At 72.7% G+C, this 19,775-nt stretch carries 17 protein-coding genes and 1 pseudogene; 7 read left to right on the top strand and 11 right to left on the bottom strand.

Going from position 1 to position 19,775, the window contains the following annotated elements; all coding sequences use genetic code 11:
* Window positions 1-13: 13 nt before the first annotated feature.
* The 6 genes from HCC30_RS14885 to HCC30_RS14860 all read right to left on the bottom strand — a co-directional run bounded on the left by HCC30_RS14885 (window position 14) and on the right by HCC30_RS14860 (window position 5,712).
* Window positions 14-886, bottom strand: a complete 873-nt coding sequence (locus HCC30_RS14885; protein ID WP_169442991.1) for a serine hydrolase — start codon at window positions 884-886, stop codon at window positions 14-16.
* A gap of 139 nt (window positions 887-1,025) precedes the next feature.
* Complete coding sequence (locus tag HCC30_RS14880) at window positions 1,026-1,292, bottom strand: hypothetical protein (RefSeq protein WP_206323841.1); 267 nt, start codon at window positions 1,290-1,292, stop codon at window positions 1,026-1,028.
* A gap of 453 nt (window positions 1,293-1,745) precedes the next feature.
* Window positions 1,746-1,931 carry a DUF397 domain-containing protein gene (locus HCC30_RS14875; protein ID WP_169442990.1) on the bottom strand — a complete coding sequence of 62 codons (186 nt, stop codon included), beginning with the start codon at window positions 1,929-1,931 and terminating at the stop codon, window positions 1,746-1,748.
* 16 nt (window positions 1,932-1,947) lie between these two features.
* Window positions 1,948-2,799: a Scr1 family TA system antitoxin-like transcriptional regulator gene (locus HCC30_RS14870; RefSeq protein ID WP_169442989.1), complete on the bottom strand. Its 852-nt coding sequence runs from the start codon at window positions 2,797-2,799 to the stop codon at window positions 1,948-1,950.
* A 123-nt stretch (window positions 2,800-2,922) separates the two neighbouring features.
* Window positions 2,923-4,176 carry a hypothetical protein gene (locus tag HCC30_RS14865; protein WP_169442988.1) on the bottom strand — a complete coding sequence of 418 codons (1,254 nt, stop codon included), beginning with the start codon at window positions 4,174-4,176 and terminating at the stop codon, window positions 2,923-2,925.
* Window positions 4,177-4,425: 249 nt separating this feature from the next.
* Window positions 4,426-5,712, bottom strand: a complete 1,287-nt coding sequence (locus tag HCC30_RS14860; RefSeq protein ID WP_169442987.1) for an adenylosuccinate synthase — start codon at window positions 5,710-5,712, stop codon at window positions 4,426-4,428.
* 152 nt (window positions 5,713-5,864) lie between these two features.
* On the opposite strand from HCC30_RS14860, the gene HCC30_RS14855 reads away from it, so the two are divergent.
* Window positions 5,865-6,983: a hypothetical protein gene (locus HCC30_RS14855; protein WP_346776635.1), complete on the top strand. Its 1,119-nt coding sequence runs from the start codon at window positions 5,865-5,867 to the stop codon at window positions 6,981-6,983.
* Window positions 6,984-7,163: 180 nt separating this feature from the next.
* Here the strand turns inward: HCC30_RS14855 and HCC30_RS14850 are convergent, their stop codons facing one another.
* Together HCC30_RS14850 and HCC30_RS14845 are read right to left on the bottom strand one after the other, a co-directional pair.
* Complete coding sequence (locus HCC30_RS14850; RefSeq protein WP_206323839.1) at window positions 7,164-7,742, bottom strand: DinB family protein; 579 nt, start codon at window positions 7,740-7,742, stop codon at window positions 7,164-7,166.
* A 42-nt stretch (window positions 7,743-7,784) separates the two neighbouring features.
* On the bottom strand, window positions 7,785-8,318 hold the full coding sequence (locus HCC30_RS14845) for a MarR family transcriptional regulator (protein ID WP_169442985.1): 534 nt from the start codon (window positions 8,316-8,318) through the stop codon (window positions 7,785-7,787).
* A 99-nt stretch (window positions 8,319-8,417) separates the two neighbouring features.
* Here HCC30_RS14845 and HCC30_RS14840 point away from each other — a divergent pair, with 99 nt between their 5' ends.
* Both HCC30_RS14840 and HCC30_RS14835 read left to right on the top strand, forming a co-directional pair.
* Window positions 8,418-9,353, top strand: coding sequence for an ABC transporter ATP-binding protein (locus tag HCC30_RS14840; protein WP_169442984.1), 936 nt, complete (start codon window positions 8,418-8,420; stop codon window positions 9,351-9,353).
* A complete protein-coding gene (locus HCC30_RS14835; RefSeq protein ID WP_169442983.1) occupies window positions 9,350-10,984 on the top strand; it encodes an ABC transporter permease in 1,635 nt (544 codons plus the stop codon). Before HCC30_RS14840 ends, HCC30_RS14835 begins: the two co-directional genes overlap by 4 nt.
* A gap of 449 nt (window positions 10,985-11,433) precedes the next feature.
* Here HCC30_RS14835 and HCC30_RS14830 read toward each other — a convergent pair whose 3' ends face one another.
* The 3 genes and pseudogenes from HCC30_RS14830 to HCC30_RS14820 form a co-directional block, all read right to left on the bottom strand.
* Window positions 11,434-13,419, bottom strand: coding sequence for a serine/threonine-protein kinase (locus tag HCC30_RS14830; protein ID WP_169442982.1), 1,986 nt, complete (start codon window positions 13,417-13,419; stop codon window positions 11,434-11,436).
* A 130-nt stretch (window positions 13,420-13,549) separates the two neighbouring features.
* Window positions 13,550-14,395 carry a DUF4328 domain-containing protein gene (locus HCC30_RS29180; protein ID WP_169442981.1) on the bottom strand — a complete coding sequence of 282 codons (846 nt, stop codon included), beginning with the start codon at window positions 14,393-14,395 and terminating at the stop codon, window positions 13,550-13,552.
* Window positions 14,396-14,558: 163 nt separating this feature from the next.
* Window positions 14,559-15,464: pseudogene (locus tag HCC30_RS14820) on the bottom strand (serine/threonine-protein kinase); the annotation flags it as partial.
* A gap of 299 nt (window positions 15,465-15,763) precedes the next feature.
* Between HCC30_RS14820 and HCC30_RS14815 the strand changes: the two are divergent.
* The 4 genes from HCC30_RS14815 (at window position 15,764) to HCC30_RS14800 (ending at window position 19,757) form a co-directional block, all read left to right on the top strand.
* Window positions 15,764-16,702 carry a VTC domain-containing protein gene (locus HCC30_RS14815; RefSeq protein WP_169442980.1) on the top strand — a complete coding sequence of 313 codons (939 nt, stop codon included), beginning with the start codon at window positions 15,764-15,766 and terminating at the stop codon, window positions 16,700-16,702.
* A gap of 184 nt (window positions 16,703-16,886) precedes the next feature.
* The gene (locus HCC30_RS14810) at window positions 16,887-18,266 is read left to right on the top strand and encodes an aspartate aminotransferase family protein (protein ID WP_206323838.1); all 1,380 of its coding nucleotides are present in this window, start codon (window positions 16,887-16,889) and stop codon (window positions 18,264-18,266) included.
* A 37-nt stretch (window positions 18,267-18,303) separates the two neighbouring features.
* A complete protein-coding gene (locus tag HCC30_RS14805; RefSeq protein WP_169442978.1) occupies window positions 18,304-18,975 on the top strand; it encodes a GntR family transcriptional regulator in 672 nt (223 codons plus the stop codon).
* Between the two features lie 131 nt (window positions 18,976-19,106).
* A complete protein-coding gene (locus HCC30_RS14800) occupies window positions 19,107-19,757 on the top strand; it encodes a hypothetical protein (protein ID WP_169442977.1) in 651 nt (216 codons plus the stop codon).
* The last annotated feature ends 18 nt before the right edge of the window (window positions 19,758-19,775 follow it).

Raw genomic sequence — 19,775 nt, 5'->3', positions numbered from 1 at the left:
CAGGTGAGCCAGGTCAGCCCTCGAAGGCGTCGTCCAGGAGGCGCTTGGCGTCGGCCGTGCGCTTCCCCGCCGACGGGGCGCCGAGGACGGTGCCGGCGACGGTCTTGCCGTTCCGTTCGGCGGCGAAGACCAGGGAGTACCCGGAGGCCGGGCCCGAGCCGGTCTTGATGCCGAGCGTGCCCTGGTACGTGCTGAGCAGGCTGTTGGTGTTCTCCCACTCCATGTAGCGGTAGCCGCCGTTCTTCGTGTCGACCTTCTCCTTGACGGACTTGGTCTGCACGACGTCGCGGAACGTCGGGTTCTGCATGGCGCTGGAGGCGAGCTTCGTCAGGTCACGCGGCGTCGAGTAGTTCGCGCCGTTCCCGATGCCGTCGAACGAGTCGAAGTTCGTGTTCTTCAGACCGAGTTCCCCGGCCTCGTCGTTCATCTTGCCGATGAAGGACTTCACCCGCGCCGAGCGGGAGGCCCCGCTGCCGTAGGTGTCGGCCAGCGCGTACGCCGCGTCGCAGCCGGACGGGAGCATCATCCCGTACAGCAGCTGGCGGACGGTGACCTTGTCGCCGACGATCAGACGCGCCGAGGAGCCGGTCTTCCCGACGATGTAGTCGCTGTACGCCTTCTGGATCGTGACCTTCTTGTCCAGGTCAAGATTCTTCTGTTCCAGCACCACCTTGGCGGTCATGACCTTGGTGGTGGAGCCGGTGGAACGGCGTGTGTCCGCCGATTTGGAGAAGAGCTCCTCCCCCGAACCGTCGTTCATCACGTATCCGCCCTTGGCGGAGATCTCCGGTGCCTGGGTGGCGACGGCACCGGCCGCCCCGAACGTACCCGCGGCCAGCACCGTCCCGGCGGAGACAAGCGCGTACACCCGGCGCCTGCCTTTCATGCGAATTTTCAAGTTGCATACTCCAAATGCCCCTTATGTGCGGCCACTTCAGAACGTGGCCCGATGGTGAGACGCACGGAAAGGGCGGGCAGATGCACGATCACGAGAATTTCTCCGGGTTATTTTCCGCGATCCCGCCTCAGGGCCAACGCACCCCCGCGCTGCCCAGCGTGGCCTTCCGGCAGTCGGGTGCCGGAAGGCCCGGCACGCCGCCGCGCGTGACCGGGTGCCCGTCGAGCGCGAAGCAGAGCTGCGCGTGCAGCAGCTCGGCCTCGGCCGGGGTGAGCCGCAGCGCCACGTCCCCGTCGAAGTGCCCGTCCCGCCGCAGCCACAGAGGGATCGCGAACCGCCCGTCCGCCTCCCGTTCCACACCTTTGCTCGGCACCCGGTCCACGTGCCGCGTCATGCTGCCACCCCCGTCGCACGCTCGTGCGCGAGAAGGTACGGGCGGACGAGCGGACCCGTGACGTCGAACGTCTCGTCGGGACAGGGCAATTGAGGCGGATCGAGCGCCCGGACGAGCAGCCCGAGCCCGGAGGTGGTGGTCCGCCGCCGCACGACGGACCGCCGCCGCCCGCCGCAGGAACACACCCGGTGCCGCCCGGTGGCCGGAAGCAGCAGCGCGATCAGAGGCGGCAGGAGACGGGAGAGTAACCGAGAGATACGGTGAGACATGCTGACGCTCCTGGTAAGCGTTGGCCATGCCCCGGGGTGTTGCTAGCACCGCCGGGGCGCCTTTGTGCGCCCGGACGCCCATGCGTCGCGAGCGTACGGCAACGCTATATCCAAGATGGCGGCGCATCCAACATATTTGACGGAAGTTCCTCGAAATGGCATATGCCTGCGGGGAGTTGGTGCGTCATACCAGGTCGTCGAACTCGCCCGCCTTGGCGCCTGCCAGAAAAGCGCGCAGCTTCGTAGGGCTCGTTCGGACGACCGACGTGGGATCGTCGCTCTCCCGAACCAGTATGTCGCCGTCGTGCGAGGCCAGTTCGAGGCAGTCGTCGGTCTCCGAGAACGAGGACTTGCGCCACTGCGGTTCCACTCTTCTTCTCCCGCCTTCAGAGCTGTGTCAGTTCTGCGTGGATGAACTTCCTGGACGCTTCCGGATCGAGGGAGATGCGCTCCATCCGGTCATGGACTTCCCGGTAGTTGGCCAGAGGCGTCTCGGCGTGCTGGAACAACGAGCCGGTCGGAATGTCCGTCTGCGCCATGTCCAGTCTGGCAACAGGACCGTAGGCATACGAAGTGGAGACGCCCGCGGTGGCGAACCCGCCTGCGGCGAAGGGGATGACGCGGATCGTCACGTTCTCCCGGTCCGTCTGTTCCAGCAGGTGCTTCAACTGTGCCCGGGTGCTGTTGCTGTCCCCGAACCGCATGTGCAGGGCCACCTCATGGATGAGGAAGGTGAACTGCGGCCGGCCCTCGCGGTCGAGCACTCGACGGCGCTCCATTCGGAAGTTCACCTTGCGCTCGAAGTCATCGGGCGCCAGCGCCGGAACAGCGTGCCGGAAGACGGCCTTCGTGTACGCCTTGTGCTGGAGCAGCCCAGGCACATGCGTGATCTGGGACGTCCGGAGCGCAACCGCGTACTGCTCCATCTCCGCGAGGTCCAGGACCCCGGCGTTGAGCAGGTCCCGGTACTCGTCCCACCAGTGGGGTCCGCGCTCCTTGGCCATGTTGGCCAGGGCGTTGACGTAATCCGTCTCGCGGCACGCGTAGTTGGAGGCCCAGACCCGGACGCGGTCCGCGCTCACGCCGAAACGGCCCACCTCGATGTTGGTCATGGTGGTGCGGTCCGTCCCGTGCATGGCGGCCGCCTCGCTGATCGTCAGCCCCGCCTGTTCGCGCATGATGCGCAGCTCCGCGCCGAGTCGCCGTCGCCGTTCGGTCTGCGGCTTTCTCGGAGGCATCCGCTCCCCCTCCTTCCACTACGGCGCACAGCGTAGCCGCAGAGGGGAAAGCCCCGGTGCGGTTGTCCACAGCCCTGTGGACAACCGCACCGGGGTGTACGCGCTCCTCACCCGTGGGTGGACTCAGAGGCAGACGGTAACGGGCCAGGTCCGCTTGGAGTCCGACGCCGAGTACCTGACCAGGGTGTCCTGGGAAAACTGCGCCTCGTCCTGGTGCTCCAGGACATCGGGCCACACCGAGAACCTGAGCGTGTACGTACCCCTGGCCCCGGCCAGGCCCAGCTTCTCCCGGTACTTGAGCACGTAGAGCTGGCAGAAGGCGCTCACCACGTGGGTTCCGGCGGGAAGCAGGTTGTACATGGCGCGGAACTCCGCCGTGTTCAGGATCCGGACCATCTCGTCGCATGTCTCGCTCATGACCGGGCGGGGCGGGAAGCCCGTGGTCCCGGTCTGCTTGACCTCCCCGTCACCGAAGACGATCGCCGAGGAGGTGGGGTGGACCCCCTTCGGGGTCTTGTACTCCCAGAACTGCTGCGCGCAGCTCTCGAAGTACCGCTTGAAGTCCTCGAATCCGGGCCATGTGGCGTCGCTCAGCTTCCGCTCGATGGCCCCCGCGGGCAGCGTGATCCCGCCGGAAGGCGTGGCCGTCCCGGTCTCACCGGCACCGCTGGGCGCCTCGGATCCGGCGTCCGTGGCCGGCGGAGCCGTCCCCTCCCACTCCTGGAGCCGCTGCCACAGGTGCGGCCACTTCTCCTGGACCGGGCGCGGACCCTCGATGATCCCGGAGTCGTCGAAGAGGACGACCTCGCTGCCCTTGGTGCACAGGTACTTCCACCGGGATTCGGGGACGATCGCCACGGAGTCGATGTCGGTCTGGAAACGCGGGGGAAGGAACGGCCACTTCCGGGAGATCGTGCCGGTCTCCCACACCTTGCTGCCGTCGCCGAAGAAGCCATAGCGGTCCCCCGACAGGGCGAGGAGTTTCCAGACGCCGTTGCGCCTGACCGTCCCGAGGGCCTGCAACGCGGCCCCGCCGAGCCAGGAGTTCATCCCGCTCCACTTTTTGGCGACGGTGCTCTGCTCGACGAGTTCGCGGTCCCGGAAGACGGCCACGTCCTCGCCCTTGACGAGGGTGTACGTGTGGAACCGCGGGTCCCCGTACGACACGGACGCCTCGCCGACGACGCCGGCGTCGGTGTTGTCCCGCCAGAAGATCTCCGGGACGACGGAGCGCCAGCGCCCGTCGCCGCCCCCGATCTCCCCGGCGTCCAGAATCCGGGTGTCGTCGAACTCCACGTAGCGGTGCTCGGCAAAGGCGAAGTGTTTCCAGCCGTCGGGGGTCTGCACGACGGTGAGGGCCGGAATGCGGTCGACCATACGATCCTCCACGGGGTACCGGAACGGAGTTCTCCTCCAGGCGCCGCGCCCGGGGAGCACCCGGCCGCGCACACCTCCCCGTGCCTACCCTCGGCATCGAACCGGCCACGCCCCGTAACCGCACTCTGGCTGAATCCGTCCCGCGGCTCAAAACCCCGCCCGCCGGGAGGACTTGCGGTAACGCGCCGCGCCCGCCGCGCACCGCGGCCGGAAAGGGCCGGGGCGCGCGGCGGGCGCGGGGAGGAGTGATCAGTCCAGGAAGGAGTTGATCTGGATCGTCTCGTCGCGGCCGGGGCCGACGCCGATGGCGGAGATCGGGGCGCCCGACATCTCCTCCAGGGCCTTCACGTACGCCTGCGCGTTCTTCGGGAGCTCCTCGAAGGTCTTGGCCTTCGTGATGTCCTCGCTCCAGCCCGGCAGGTACTCGTAGACCGGCTTGGCGTGGTGGAAGTCGCTCTGGTTGAACGGCAGTTCCTCGACGCGCTTGCCGTCGATCTCGTACGCGACGCAGACCGGGATGCGCTCCCAGCCGGTCAGCACGTCGAGCTTGGTGAGGAAGAAGTCCGTGAGGCCGTTGACGCGCGTGGCGTAGCGGGCGATGACCGCGTCGAACCAGCCGCAGCGCCGGTCACGGCCGGTGGTGACACCGCGCTCGCCGCCGATGGTCCGCAGCGCCTCGCCGTCCTCGTCGAACAGTTCCGTCGGGAACGGGCCCGCGCCGACGCGGGTCGTGTACGCCTTCAGGATGCCGATGACGCGGCTGATCTTCGTCGGGCCGACGCCCGCACCCGTGCACGCCCCGCCCGAGGTCGGGTTCGAGGAGGTGACGAAGGGGTACGTGCCGTGGTCGACGTCGAGCAGCGTGCCCTGGCCGCCCTCGAAGAGGACGACCTTGCCCTCGTCGATGGCGTTGTTCAGGGTGAGCGTGGTGTCCGTGACGTACGGGCCGATCTTGTCGGCGTAGCCCAGCAGTTCCTCGACGATCTGCTCGGCGCGGACCGCGCGTCGGTTGTACAGCTTGGCGAGGACCTGGTTCTTGAAGTCGAGAGCGGCCTCGACCTTCTGTTCCAGGATCGACTCGTCGAAGAGGTCCTGGACGCGAATGCCCACCCGGTTGATCTTGTCCGCGTAGGCCGGGCCGATACCGCGGCCCGTGGTGCCGATCTTCCGCTTCCCGAGGAAGCGTTCCGTCACCTTGTCGACCTCGGTGTGGTACGGGGTGATCAGGTGCGCGTTACCGCTGACCAGCAGCTTGGAGGTGTCGACGCCGCGCTCGTTCAGGCCGCTCAGCTCGGAGAGCAGCACCGAAGGATCGACGACGACACCGTTGCCGATGACCGGGGTGCACCCCGGCGAGAGAATCCCGGAAGGCAGCAGATGCAGCGCGTACTTCTGGTCGCCGACGACGACCGTGTGGCCGGCATTGTTGCCGCCCTGGTAGCGCACCACGTAATCCACTGAGCCACCGAGCAGGTCGGTGGCCTTTCCCTTTCCTTCGTCACCCCACTGAGCACCGAGCAGCACAAGTGCGGGCACAGGCGTACACCCCTTCCGGGCGGGGCATGTCCCACGTGCGTGGCGCTTTTGCCATCGCAAGAGCCGCGGACCGGTGCCCCAGATAGAGGAAGCCCCTGTCGCAACAGCGAAAGGGGCTCTTGCACCGAGAGGTTACCTGAGAGAGGAACAAGGTGTCGGCTCCAGACCCCGCGAACGACTCACGGGCCCCGCTGCTCGTGCTCGTCGACCCCGTCGCCAGGCTCACGGACGCCGAATCGGTGCGGATCGCGAGAGACGTGCTGTGCGCCGGGTCACCCGGCGCCAAGGTGTGCCTGCCGGACGGGCCCGAGGAGGCCGAGCGGATGCTGGCCCGCAGAGGCAGCCGCCGCCCGGTCGTGATCGGCGACGACCGGTCGCTGCTGCGGGCCGTCGAGCTGCTGCACCGGGGCCGGGAGCTGGACGAGGCGGAGCTGTCGGTGGTCCCGGTCGGCACCCTGGAGTCGGTCGCGCTGACCCGGGGGCTCGGGCTCCCGCCGGACGTGGTGGCCGCCTCCCGCACGGTCCTCGCCGGGGTCGAGCACCGCTTCGACGTGCTGATCGACGAGAGCGGCGGCGTCGTCATCGGCGGCCTGCGCATCCCCGCCCCGCAGCCGGAGGAGGCCCCGGAGGGCGCCTCCCGCGTCGCGGCGGGCGCGCTGGCGCGGGGCGTACGCGGCGGGATGCTGAGCGTGCGGGCCGCGCGTCCGGCGGCGGACGGGGGCGAGGTGCGGTCGGACGCCGGGTCGGGTACGTCCGGCTCCGGGGCGTACGCGCAGGACGCGGAGGCGGACGCGGGGCGCGCCGACGGGGGTGCGGGCTCGCCGCTGCGCCGGGTCGCGCGGAGCCTCGCGCGGACCATGCAGGTGCCGCAGCAGGGCGGGAGCCGGGAGCGGGGGCCGGAGCCGCAGCGGCTGCGCGTCGAGGCCGACGGGGAACTGCTCGCCGATCTCGACTGCGCGGTGGAGGAGATCTCCGTCTCGACGGTCGACGGGCGGGGTGCGAGCGGGTGCCGGGGGCTGGCCGAGGTGACGGTCCGCTCGCGGTCGCTGCCGGACTCGGTGCTGGCCGCGGCCTCGCGCGCGGTCGCCGTCGCCGACCCGTCGGCCGGCTTCGTCCGGGCCCGGGCCCGCGCGGTCACCGTCTCCGGCCGCGACTTCCACTACCGCGCCGACACGTCCGAACGCGGCCCCTTCCGCACCCGCACCTGGACCGTAGCCCCCGCCGCCCTCCGCCTCACAGTCCCGGCAGTACCACCGCAGGGGGCGCGGTAGCGCCCTGAAAGGGGCGCGGGGAACTGCGCGAAAGGCCCGAGCCACGGCGCCGCCGCACCTGAACGAGCGGGGCGAGCCCGCGAAAAGGGGCGCGGGGAACTGCGCGAAAAGCCCGAGCCACGACGCACCCGCACCCCGCGCACGCACAGGCACCCGCACCCCGAGAAGCGCCGCGCCCCCCTACTCCCCCACCCGCCCGTCCACCCGCTCCCGGAGAAGATCCGCGTGCCCGTTGTGGCGCGCGTACTCCTCGATGAGGTGCACGACGACCTCCCGCAGCGAGACCCGCACCGCACCCCCGTCGTGCCCCACGTACCGCACCTCCGCGTCGAGCCCGGAGGCCGACGACAGCAGGCGGTCGGTGAACGCCGTCTCCTCCCGCCACGCGCGCCACGCCCCGGCGACGACCTCCGGGTCGGCGACGGCGCCGTCGAAGTCCCCGTCCGGGTCGGCCGCCGAGCGGAAGCGCGGTGCCACGTTCTGTCCGGCGACGCGGGCGCGCATCCAGCCGCGTTCCACGTCGGCCAGGTGCCGGACGAGGCCGAGCAGGGACATCGTGGACGGTTCGGCCGAGCGACGGGCGAGCGCGGCGGCGTCGAGCCCGGAGCACTTCAGCTCCAGCGTCGCCCGCTGGCCGCGGAGGAACGCGGCGAGCACGGCGCGTTCACCGTCCGGCGGCGCGGCGCCCGCGCGCGGGTCGTCCCCGGCGGGCAGGAACATGTCGGCGCGGCGGCCCGGGGTGCTCCAACTGTTCGTCATGGCAGCCATGTTGGCTGTGCCGGGGGAGCGGGGCCACCGGTTTCAGGTGCGGCTGCGTGCTGCCCGGTGGGCGCGCCAGCGCTCGACCATGCCGTCCAGCTCGGCCCGCATGAACTCGAAGAACTCGACGGTCTCGCCCATGCGTTCGCCGGCGGGGGTGCGGGCGCCGAGCACGTCGACGCCGGTGCGGAAGGTGGTCAGCCAGCGGGCGAGGACGTCGTCGCGGTTCACGATCGCCTCGTACCAGACGTCGGCGTGCAGCCGGTACTGCTCGCGGCGGGAGCCCGGCACCCGTTCCCGGCTGATCATCCGGACCTGGCTGAGGTAGCGGACGGCGCCCGAGACGGCGGCGGGGGAGATCTGCAGGCGCTCGGCGATCTCGGAGGAGCCGAGCACCCCGCTGTCCTCGGCGAGCAGGCAGGCGAAGACGCGGGAGGGCATGCGGGGCATGCCCGCCTCGGTCATGTCGGCGGCGAAGCGTTCGACGAAGGCGGACACGTCCTCGTCGTAGGGGCGCTCGGGGGGTTCCTGGCCGCTGGGCCGCTCGTTCGCTCGCTGCTGATCGTCGTTCGCCATCACGCCCCCATCCTCTCGCACGCCGGGGCCCCGTACGGCTCGCACTCTTGATACTTCTTTAACTTCACAAATTTATGAAGCAAGCGTAGCTTCGGGAGTATGAACGCGACGGCAGACTCCGCCATCTCTGTCTCCGGCCTGGTCAAGACCTTCGGCCGGACCCGCGCCCTGGACGGCCTCTCGCTGGAGGTCGGCACCGGCGAGGTGCACGGCTTCCTCGGACCGAACGGCGCCGGGAAGTCCACCACCGTCCGTGTCCTGCTGGGCCTGCTCCGCGCCGACGCCGGCACCGTACGGCTGCTCGGCCGCGACCCCTGGGGCGACGCCGTCGCCCTGCACAGCCGCCTCGCCTACGTGCCCGGCGACGTCGAACTGTGGCCCAACCTGACCGGCGGCGAGTGCATCGACCTGCTCGCCAGGCTGCGCGGCGGACTCGACACCCGCCGCCGCGACGAACTCCTCGAACGCTTCGACCTCGACCCCACCAAGAAGGGCCGCACCTACTCCAAGGGCAACCGGCAGAAGGTCGCCATCGTGGCCGCCCTCGCGTCCGACGCGGAACTGCTGCTGCTCGACGAACCGACCGCCGGGCTCGACCCGTTGATGGAGGTCGTCTTCCAGGACGTCATCCTCCGGGCCAAGGAGGAGGGCCGGACCGTCCTGCTCTCCAGCCACATCCTGGCCCAGGTCGAGAAGCTCTGCGACCGCGTCAGCATCGTCCGGCTCGGGCGGACCGTGCAGTCCGGCACCCTCGGCGAGATGCGCCACCTGACGCGCACCACCGTCGAGGCCGAGACCGAACGGCCCGTGCCCGGGCTCGGCGGCCTGCCCGGGGTGCACGACGTCAGCGCCGAGGGCAACCGCGTCCGCTTCGCCGTCGACGGCACCCATCTCGACCGCGCCGTACGCGAGTTGACCGCCTCCGGCATCCGCAGCCTCACCAGCCACCCGCCGACGCTGGAGGAGCTCATGCTCCGCCACTACGGCGACGAACTCGCCGCCAACGGCCACCTGACCGAGGAGGCCCGGCGATGACCGCCGTCGGCTCCGTACCGCGCGCCGCCGCCACCGGCGGGCCCCTCACCGGCACCGGGACGCTCGTCCGGTTCGCGCTGCGCCGGGACCGGGTGCGGCTCCCCGTGTGGCTGCTCGCGCTCGTCCTCGGCACGCTCGCCACCGCGCAGAACCTCGCACAGCTCTACCCCGAACCCGCCGACCGTGCCGCCGCCGCCCGCACCATGGGCAGCCCCGCCGCGCTCGCCATGACCGGGCCCGAGCAGTACCTGGAGAGCTACACGCCCGGCGCGATGCTCGGCCACCAGATGATCGGCTTCGTCGCCGTCCTCGTCGGGCTGATGAGCGTCCTCCTCGTCGTCCGGCACACCCGCGCCGAGGAGGAGACCGGACGGGCCGAACTGCTGCGCTCCACCGTCGTCGGACGGCACGCGGCGCTCACCGCCGCACTCCTCACCGCCCTCGCCGCCAACCTCCTGCTCGGACTGCTGCTCGCCGCCGGCCTCGCCGCGCTCGGGCTCCACGGCGTCACCGCGGGCGGCGCCCTGCTGTACGGGGCCGCGCACGCCGCCACCGGGCTGGTCTTCGCGGCCGTCGCCGCCGTCACCGCGCAGATCACCCCGTACGCGCGGGGCGCCTCCGGCACGGCACTCGCCGTCATCGGACTCGCGTACGCGCTCCGCGCCGCCGGGGACGTCGGCGGCGGCGCGCTCTCCTGGCTCTCGCCGATCGGCTGGGCCCAGCGCAGCTACCCCTTCGCCGGGGACGACTGGGCGCCGCTGCTCCTCTCCCTCGCCGCCGCCGCGCTGCTCGCCTGGACCGGCTACGCGCTCAGCGTCCGCCGCGACCTCGGGGCCGGGCTCCGCGCCGCCCGGCAGGGCACGGCCACCGCTTCCGCCGCGCTCACCCGGCCGTTCGGGCTCGCGCTGCGGCTCCAGCGCGGCGTCCTCCTCGGCTTCGCCGCCGCCCTGCTGCTGCTCGGCGCGATGTACGGCTCGATCCTCGGGCAGGCGGGGGACATGCTGGAGGGCGTCGACGCGCTGGACCAGGCGCTCGCCGCGACCGGCGGGGCGTCCTTCGAGGAGTCCTTCGCCTCCGTCGTGATGGTCGTCGTCGCGATCGTCGCCGCCGTGTACGTCGTGATGGCCGCGCTCCGGCCGCGCGCCGAGGAGACCGCGGGACGGGCCGAACCGCTGCTCGCCACCGCGCTGTCCCGGGCCCGCTGGGCCGGGAGCCACCTCGCCGTCGCGCTGCTCGGCGGCACCCTCACGCTGCTCCTCGCCGGCCTCGGCTTCGGCCTCGCGGGCGCGGCCTCCACCGGCGACGCCGGGCTCGTCCTCCGGCTGACCGGGGCCGCGCTCGCGTACGCGCCGGCGCTCTGGGTCACGGCCGGTGTCGCGGCCGTCCTCTTCGGCTGGGCGCCCCGCGCGACGGCCCTCGCCTGGCTCGTCCCGGTGTACGCCTTCGTCGTCGGCTACCTCGGCAAAATCCTCCGCTTCCCCGACTGGACCGACAACCTCTCCCCCTTCGGCCACATCCCCCAACTCCCCGCCACGGCCCTCTCCTGGCCCCCACTCCTCACCCTCACCGCCCTAGCCGCCGCCCTCCTGACCCTGGGCCTCGCGGGACTACGACGCCGTGACGTGGGCTAGCGCCCACAGGGGCGCGGGGAGGACGCGCCCGAAGGGGCGCGGGGAACTGCGCGACCAGCCACGACGTACGGGGTGGCCCGGTGACGGCAGTTGTGCACCCCGCGCCGGGGCTGAGGCGCTGCGCTTGCCAGCCCTGCGCCTAAGGCGCAGTTCTCCCAAGCGGGGTGGGCCCGCGATGAGGGGCGCGGGGAACTGCGCGACAGGCCACGGCGGCGCGGCGGTCGTCAACGGTGGTGCGGGGGCAGCGCGTTGAACGCAACGGCACCCCGCGCCGGGGCGGGCTCGCGCTGCGCTTGCCAGCCCTGCGCCTCGGCGCAGACCTCCCAAGCGGGGCGGGCCCGAGAAGCGGGGCGAGCCCGAAGAGGGGCGCGGGGAACTGCGCGGAAGGCCCTAGCCACGACGCACCCGCACCCCGCGACGCGACAGGAGGGGCGGGCCCGTGAAGCCCCTCACCCCGCCCGCGTGTAGCGGAGCGTCGCGCCCGTGTCCGGGAAGTGGCGGAGGAGGACCCCGTCGCTCAGGCGGAGGGTGGAGCTGTGGCCGGTCGTGCAACTGCCGGAGGAGGTACGGGAGTCCACGTCCGGCGGGGCGATCCGGACGGGCCCGTTGCCCCGGCCGGCGGAGAAGAGGTCGACCCCGGCCTCGCAGTGCTGGCCGGGCCCCTCGGAGACCATCCGGACCCCCCGGCTGCTGCCCGCACGGGCCGAGGACTCGATCGTGAGCCGCTGCGTCCCCCCGTTCGCGAGCGGCCGCGTCCAGGTGCCGCGCAGGGCGGGCGCCGGCTGCTCCTCGCCGCGTACCCGGTGCAGGGTGGCGCGGCGTCCGGCCGCCTCCCAGTCGAGGGTGGCGGACGAGCCGGTGCGGGTCAGCGAGTGCGAGCCGAGGGCCGAACAGAAGTCCTCGGGAACGCTCTTGACGACCTTGGTGTCCAGCTTCAGCCCGCCCTCGGCGGAGACGAGCGTGCCGTCGCTCTTGCACATGTAGGACCGGCCGAGGCTGACGCTGTTGGCGACGATCTCGCCCTTGCGGCCCTCGCTGAGCTCGAACCTGCGGTACTGGCCGGTGGGTTCGCCGTCCCGCTCGACGGGGCCGCTCCAGGTGCCGACGTAGGACGCGGGGACGTCGGAGGCCGAGGGCGGCTCGCCGGGCCCCGCGCCGCCGCCCGTTTCCCCGCCGAACCCGGGGACGAGGCCCGAGACGAAGAGCCCCGCCCCGGCGGCGGCCAGCGCCAGCAGCGCGGCCCCGGCCCCGAGCCACGCCCGGCGCCTGCCGGACCGCCGCCCGGTCTCGGTCGGCCCCGTACCGGCGTCCGTCCCGGGGTCCGCGGGTGCGCCAACGGTCAGCGGTGGCACGGAGGTCGTGGTCGGCGTGGGCGTCGCGTCCGAAGCGGGCGCGGGCGTCGAACCGGACTCCGGCGCCGGCTCAGGCGCCGGCTCCTCGCCCCGGGCCGTGCCCGGGCCGTCCGCATCCCCCGCGTCCGCCCCGCCCACGTCCGGCCTGGCGCCCGAACCCGAAGGGGGCGTGTCCGTGTCGAGCAACTGGACGGCGCGGCGGCCGAGTTCGGCGATGAGGGGGGCGGGGAGCCAGGGGGCCGCCGCGTTGCTGGCGCCCTCGGGGCGGGCGCGGGTGATGACGTCGGCGGGGGTGAAGCGCTTCTCCGGGTCCTTGACCAGGCAGCCCTCGATGAGCGAGCGCAGCGGCTCGCCCACCCCGTCCAGGTCCGGCTCCTCGGCCGCGATGCGGAACATCACCGAGTGCATGCCGCCGGAGCCGCCGCCGTTGCCGAAGGGCGGGCAGCCGGTCGCGGCGTACGCCAGGACCGAGCCCATGCAGAAGACGTCGCTGGCGGGCGTCAGCCGCGCGCTGCGGACCTGCTCGGGGGACATGTAGCTGGGGGAGCCGACGACGACGCCGGTGTGCGTCATCGTCGACTCGGGCACCGCGTCCAGCGCCCGGGCGATGCCGAAGTCGATGACGCGCGGGCCGTCGATGGTGATCAGCACGTTCGAGGGCTTCAGGTCCCGGTGGACGATGCCCGCGCGGTGGATGTCGCTCAACGCGCCCGCCAGTCCGTACGCGAGGGTGCGTACCGACTCCTCGGGCAGCGGGCCGTGGTGCTCGCCGGAGACGACCTGGTCCAGGGAGGGGCCGGCGATGTAGCCGGTGGCGACCCAGGGGGTGTCGGCCTCGGTGTCGGCGTCGAGGACGGGGGCCGTCCAGCGTTCGCCGACGCGGCGGGCCGCCTCGACCTCCAGCCGGAACCGCTCCCGGAACTCGGGCTCGGCCGCGAGCTCCGCCTTGATGTGTTTGACGGCGACGGTGCGGCCGCCCTCCGAGCGTGCGAGGTAGACGCGGCCCATGCCGCCGCTGCCGAGCCGCCTCAGCAGACGGTATCCACCGATCCACTGGGGATCGTCAGCCGCCAGCTCCGCCATCCGTACCGCTCCCCGTTGCCAGTTCGTCCGCCGGTCGTCCCCGTCGGTCCCACGTCCGCGCGCCGCCGCGCGGTTCCACCGTCGCCTCTCCCGCGCCGTAACTACCGTGCGCCGGGAGGCCGTTCGGCGCTCATGCGCCGGCCGCCGCGAGCGCCTGCCGCTGGCGCCTGCCGAGCCGCTGCACCAGCATCAGGGCGACGATACCGAGCGGGAAGCCCAGCAGGTCCAGGACGAGGTCGCCGCCCACCGAGGAACCGGCGTCGTACAGCGGGGACTGGTACCAGGCGCCCCACTGGCCGAACACGCGCAGCGTGAAGAACAGGACCCACAGCGTCCACCAGGCGTTGGTCAGCGTGCGGCCCGTCACCGGCTGCGGTCCGCCGAACGGCGAGGGGGCCCGGGCGTCCAGGTCCTGCGAACTCGCCCGCCACACGTCGTTGATGATCTGCTTCGGGAACCACCAGCAGCACACCGGGATGAACCACGCGCCGATCGCCATGCCCGCCGGGTAGCGGACGCGTCCGGGCGCGAGGGCCTCGGCGTTGGTGCGGACCCGCCAGAACCAGGTCAGCCAGGCGGCGACCAGCGGGGCGCTCAGCAGGTAGCCGACCACCGTCAGGCCCTCGCTCCACGCCCTGAGCGCCGGGTAGTCGTCGATGGAGCTGGTGTCCTCGTGGCCCAGCGCCTGCGCGTCGTCCAGCGCGCCGGAGACCGTCACGTTGACGACGAAGTGGCAGACGATCCACAGCAGGAACAGGCCGAGCAGTCCGCACAGCACCTTCGTCGGGAGCCGCACCGGACGCGTCCCGCCGCCGGGCGGCGGGGGAGTGCCGGCGGCCGGCGGCGGCGTGCTCGGTACGCCCGGCACGGGGCCGGCCGCCACGCCCGCCGGACCCGGCTGCGGCGCCGCGCCCGCGGCGAAGCCGCCCGCCACGCCCGCCGGCTGCGGCCAGGGCTGCCCGAACGCGCCTGTCACGCCGACGGCCTGCGGGCCGCCGGGGCCGACCGGGGCGGCGGGCGGCCCGTACACGCCGGTCGGCGGGCCGTAGGCGCCGGGCGGGGTCCCGGGCGCGCCGAAACCGGGCGAACCCCCCGGCCGCCGCCGGTCCGTTGGGGCCGCCGGGGGCCTCCGGCTCGCCCTCCGGGTCCTCGCTGTCCAGCAGCTGCACGGCGTGCCGGCCCAGCTGCGCGAGCACCTCGCCGGGCAGCCACACGCCGCGGATGTCGACGTCGGTGGCCGCCAGCAGCGCCTCGACGGTGGGGCGTTCGGCGGGGTCCTTGCGCAGGCAGCCGGCGACGAGTTCGTGGAGCGCGCCGGTGATGCCCGTCAGGTCGGGCTCCTCCTCGGCGATCCGGAACAGCAGCGCGTGGATGCCGCTGTCGCTGGTGCCGAACGGCATCCGCCCCGTCGCCGCGTACGCCAGGACGGCGCCGAGGCAGAACACGTCGCTGGCCGCGCTGACCGCCTGGCCGCGCACCTGCTCGGGCGACATGAAGCCGGGAGAGCCGACGAGCGCGCCCGTCCGCGTCATGCCGCCGGCCGACTGCACGGCGCTGTCGAGGGCGCGGGCGATGCCGAAGTCGATGACGCGCGGGCCGTCGATGGTGACCAGGATGTTGGACGGCTTCAGGTCCCGGTGCACCAGGCCCGCGCCGTGCACGGCCTCCAGCGCCCGGGCCAGCCCGGAGGCCAGCGCGATCACGGAGCGCTCCGGCAGCGGGCCGAACTGCTCCTCCACCACCTCGGTCAGCGAGGGGCCCGCGATGTAACCGGTCGCCACCCAGGGGGTGTCGGCCTCGGTGTCGGCGTCGAGGACGGGGGCCGTCCACTCGCCGCCGACCCGCCGGGCCGCCGTGATCTCCTGCGCGAAGCGCCGCCTGAAGTCGGCCTGCCGCGCCAGCTCCTGCTGGACGACCTTGACGGCGACCGTGCGGCCCCGCCCGGAACGGGCCAGGTAGACGCGGCCCATGCCGCCCTCGCCCAGCCTGCGCAGCAGCCGGAAGTCGCCGATCCAGCGCGGGTCCTCGGTACTCAGCCGCTGCATGCGCGTCCCATCTCCCCCGATCTCGGCTCCCCCCGAGGATAGGGGCGATCGCCCGCCGCGCCGGGGGCGGCCCCGCACCGATTCTGTTGCAGCTGGACAACAGCCCGTGTCCCCGGGGGCCGCCGCTCGTCCTGCCACCCGTACACAACAGCCTTGAGTCTCGCGGCGGTTGAGCTGTCCCGGTGAGGTGTGTGCGCGTACGGTCGAGCGGTAAAGGATTGGCCAAGGGATAGCAAAAGCCGCGTCGGTACCGGACCGCACAGAGCCGACGCGACCAACTCGCCGGAGGACGCACCCCCATGACCGCTCCCGCCGTCCGCGCCATCGGGCGCGCAGCGCTCGCCGCGCGCCCCATCGGACTCCCGGACGCGCTCGAACGCGCCCAGCTGCTGGCCCGCTTCGAGCGCACCTACCTCGTCCCCGCACGCGTCTTCCTCGACTTCGCGGCCCAGCTGAGCGACCCCGGAGGTGAACGCCCCTTCCGCTCGCTGTCGATCGACGGCAGGCGCTGGTTCCGGTACCACTCCGTCTACTACGACACGGCGGAGCTGCGCGCCTACCACGACGAGAGGCAGGACCGGCAGCACCGGTTCACCGTCCGGCAGCGGCGCTACGAGGACTCGGGGGAGCGGCAGTTCGAGCTGAAGCTCGCGGGCGGCAGCGGCGAGACGGTGAAGTACCGCCGCCCGCTGGCCGGTTCCCCCTCCGACCGCGCCCTCGCCGGGGACGCCCCCGCCGCCACCCCGGGCCCCGCCGCGTCCGGCCCCGGCATCGACGGGGGCTCGCGCCGCTTCCTCACGGACACCCTCCAGGAGGCGTACGGCATCGAGCCGCCGGAGCCGCCCGAGCGGCTGACCCCCTCGCTGACCACCAGCTATCTGCGCGCCACCTTCGTCGCCGAGGGTGAGCGCGTCACCTGCGACGCCGGGCTCGTCTGCCGCGACCCCGGACGGCTCCCGGGCGGCGACGGGCACCCGCACGCGGCCCCGCCGGGAGCCGCCCGCGCTGCCGGGCCCGCCGAGGCCAGGGGCGCCCGGGACCTCGTCGTCGTCGAGACCAAGTCGGAGCAGCCCACGACGGCGACCGACCGGCTGCTGCGCGAGCTGGGCGTCCCCGCCGCCGACTTCACCAAGTACGCCTCGCTCGCCGCGCTCCGCCCGGCCCTCCCCGGCAGCCGCTGGCGGCCCGCGCTGCGCCAGGCGTTCCCCGCCCTGCCGGCCACGGCGGCGGCCGGCTGAACCCGGGCCCGAGCCCCCGCAAGGGAGCCTTCCGCACGGGGGCACTGGTGACGTACGGCGGTGTGCGCTGGGACGATGGCCGTCCCGTCGCGTGATCGCGGAGTGCCGCGCATCACGAGACGGGACGGCGCGCGCCTCTCTAGGCTGGTGCGCGTCAGCCCGGTCCCGCCTCGTCAGAGGAGTTATGAACGTGACCCGTACGTCTCCCGTCGCCGATCCCGCCGCCGGTCGGGCCGTCAAGGCCGCCGACCGCGCCCACGTCTTCCACTCCTGGTCGGCGCAGGGGCAGATCGACCCACTTCCCGTCGCGGGCGGTGAGGGCTCGTACTTCTGGGACTACGACGGCAACCGCTACCTCGACTTCGCGTCCCAGCTGGTCAACACCAACATCGGCCACCAGCACCCGAAGGTCGTCGCCGCGATCCAGGAGCAGGCCGGCCGGATGTGCACCATGGCGCCCGGCTTCGCCGTCGACGTCCGCTCCGAGGCCGCGCGGCTCATCGCCCAGCGCACGCCCGGCGACCTGGACAAGATCTTCTTCACCAACGGCGGCGCCGAGGCCGTCGAGCACGCCGTCCGGATGGCCCGCGTGCACACCGGCCGCAACAAGATCCTGAGCACCTACCGCTCGTACCACGGCGCCACCGGCACGGCCATCAACATCACCGGCGACGCCCGCCGTTGGGCCTCCGACAACGGCACCGCCGGCACCGTGCACTTCTTCGGCCCGCACACCTACCGCTCGCCGTTCCACTCCGAGAACGACGCCCAGGAGACCGAGCGCGCCCTCGCGCACCTGGAGCAGACGATCGCGGCCGAGGGCCCGCAGACCGTCGCCGCCGTCATCCTGGAGTCCGTCGTCGGCACCGCCGGCATCCTCGTGCCGCCGCCCGGCTACCTCAGCGGCGTCCGCGAGATCTGCGACCGGTACGGCGTCGTCTTCATCCTCGACGAGGTCATGGCCGGCTTCGGCCGCACCGGCACCTGGTTCGCCGCCGACCTCTTCGACGTCACCCCGGACCTGATGACCTTCGCCAAGGGCGTCAACTCCGGCTACGTGCCGCTCGGCGGCGTCGCCATCTCCGCCGAGATCGCCGCCACCTTCGACCAGCGCCCCTACCCCGGCGGCCTCACCTACTCCGGGCACCCGCTGGCCTGCGGCTCCGCCGTCGCCACGATCAACACCATGGCCGAGGAGGGCATCGTCGAGAACGCCGCCCACATCGGCGAGACCGTCATCGGCCCGGCCCTGCGCGAGATGGCCGAGCGGCACCCGTCGATCGGCGAGGTGCGCGGCGTCGGCGTCTTCTGGGCGCTCGACCTGGTGCGCGACCGGGAGACCCGGGAGCCGCTGGTGCCGTTCAACGCCTCGGGCGCGGACAACGCGCCGATGGCCGAGTTCGCCGCCGCCTGCAAGAAGGGCGGGCTGTGGCCGTTCGTCAACAACAACCGCACCCACGTCGTGCCGCCGTGCACCATCACCGAGGCCGAGGCCAAGGAGGGCCTGTCGATCCTCGACCAGGCGCTGACCGCGGCCGACGCCCACACCACCGCCGGCGCCTGACGGGCACCCGGCCCGGACCCACCCGAGCTGACTCACGATGATCAAACGCAGCACCCTGCGTTCGCAGATCGCCACCGCACTGCGCGACGAGATCCTCGCCGGACGCCTGCCCGCGGGCAGACAGTTCACGGTCAAGGAGATCGCCGAACAGTTCGGCGTCTCCGCCACACCCGTGCGCGAGGCACTGGTCGATCTCGCGGCGCAGGGTCTGCTGGACGAGGAGCACCACCGGGGCTTCCGCGTCCACGAGTTCACGCTCGACGACTACCGGGCGATGGTGCGGGCCCGCGCCCTCGTCCTGAACGGACTGTTCCACGGCGGCCCCTCCGGCCGCCCGTCCGACGAGATCCACTTTCCGGGACCGGAGGCCGTCGCCTCCGTCCGGCGCCGCGCCGAGGCCGCCGAACGGGCCGCGCAGGCAGGCGACCTGGACGTCCTCATCGGCTACGACCTCCGGTTCTGGAAGGAGCTCGGCGGCCTCGTCGGCAACCCCTACCTGTGCGAATTCCTGGACCGGCTGCGCGTCCAGAGCTGGGTCTTCACCGTCCCCGCCCTCCGCCGGCAGCGCCGTCTCGCGGGCCGGCTCTGGGCGGGCCACCGGGAGTTGGTCGACGCCGTCGAGGCGCGGGACGCGGAGGCCGCGCACCGCCTCATCGCCGCGTACAACGCACACGCCCTCGCCCTCGCCGAGGAACTCGCCGCCTCCTGACGCCCCCGGCCGCCGGGCCCGCGCGCGAGCGCGCCACTGCATGCGCCACTGCGTACGGGGGTACGCGCCACTACGCTGTTCCGACCGGCTGTCGTCACCGACAGTGGACCCGTAGTGGATGGAGCGTTTCCTTGGCGTGTGATCTCTGGTTGGTCCCGCTCGTCGACGTGCTGTGCCACAGCCCCGACAATCCGTTCGCCGAAGAGATCGCCGCGTACGACAAGGCGCTGACCGAGGCGGGACTGCCACCGGTCCCCGTCTACAACTACATGCCGGGCCTCTCCGGCGACGTGGCGCCGGTCGCCGGATTCGACTACGACGCGCTGCACTTCCTGCGCCGCGCCCACCTGCTCCAGCTGTGCGGCCTGGAGGTCACCCCCGTCGACGAACTCGGCGGGGACTACGAGCAGTTGCTGGAGATGTTCGAGCCGACCGCCCAGCAGTCCCACCTGGTGTGGCACTACGACCACGCGGGCGCCTACGTACCCGTCGACTTCGCCGCGCCGCTCGGCAACGAGGAGCTCATGGAGGGCGGCGGACCGCTCGGTTCCGCGCACGGCCTGCTCCGCGAACTGGAATCCGTGGCCCCCGCGTTGGGCATCGACCCCGCCAACCCGCCGCCCGCGCCGCAGCCCCCCGCCCGCCCCACCGAACTGGAGGAGCCGGCGGCCCCCGTCGTGTACGGCGACAGCCCCTTCGCCCGCGAACGCCACGTCTGGCTCGGCCTCCACGCGGCCGCCACCCGCAGCCTCGCCCAGGGCTCCATGATCATCTTCAGCTGAGCCCCGCACCCGACGGGG

Source organism: Streptomyces sp. HNM0574 (assembly GCF_012726235.1).
GTDB lineage: Bacteria > Actinomycetota > Actinomycetes > Streptomycetales > Streptomycetaceae > Streptomyces.
This window is presented reverse-complemented; position numbering and strand designations above follow the sequence as displayed.

Excerpts from the sequence above, each read along its gene's own strand:
- HCC30_RS14810 (WP_206323838.1), top strand. The coding sequence starts at position 16,887 with ATGAACGTGACCCGTACGTCTCCCGTCGCCGATCCCGCCGCCGGTCGG.
- HCC30_RS14870 (WP_169442989.1), bottom strand. The coding sequence starts at position 2,799 with ATGCCTCCGAGAAAGCCGCAGACCGAACGGCGACGGCGACTCGGCGCG.
- HCC30_RS14845 (WP_169442985.1), bottom strand. The coding sequence starts at position 8,318 with ATGGCGAACGACGATCAGCAGCGAGCGAACGAGCGGCCCAGCGGCCAG.
- HCC30_RS14815 (WP_169442980.1), top strand. The coding sequence starts at position 15,764 with ATGACCGCTCCCGCCGTCCGCGCCATCGGGCGCGCAGCGCTCGCCGCG.
- HCC30_RS14805 (WP_169442978.1), top strand. The coding sequence starts at position 18,304 with ATGATCAAACGCAGCACCCTGCGTTCGCAGATCGCCACCGCACTGCGC.
- HCC30_RS14830 (WP_169442982.1), bottom strand. The coding sequence starts at position 13,419 with ATGGCGGAGCTGGCGGCTGACGATCCCCAGTGGATCGGTGGATACCGT.
- HCC30_RS14865 (WP_169442988.1), bottom strand. The coding sequence starts at position 4,176 with ATGGTCGACCGCATTCCGGCCCTCACCGTCGTGCAGACCCCCGACGGC.
- HCC30_RS14885 (WP_169442991.1), bottom strand. The coding sequence starts at position 886 with ATGAAAGGCAGGCGCCGGGTGTACGCGCTTGTCTCCGCCGGGACGGTG.
- HCC30_RS14850 (WP_206323839.1), bottom strand. The coding sequence starts at position 7,742 with ATGACGAACAGTTGGAGCACCCCGGGCCGCCGCGCCGACATGTTCCTG.
- HCC30_RS14840 (WP_169442984.1), top strand. The coding sequence starts at position 8,418 with ATGAACGCGACGGCAGACTCCGCCATCTCTGTCTCCGGCCTGGTCAAG.
- HCC30_RS14880 (WP_206323841.1), bottom strand. The coding sequence starts at position 1,292 with ATGACGCGGCACGTGGACCGGGTGCCGAGCAAAGGTGTGGAACGGGAG.
- HCC30_RS14835 (WP_169442983.1), top strand. The coding sequence starts at position 9,350 with ATGACCGCCGTCGGCTCCGTACCGCGCGCCGCCGCCACCGGCGGGCCC.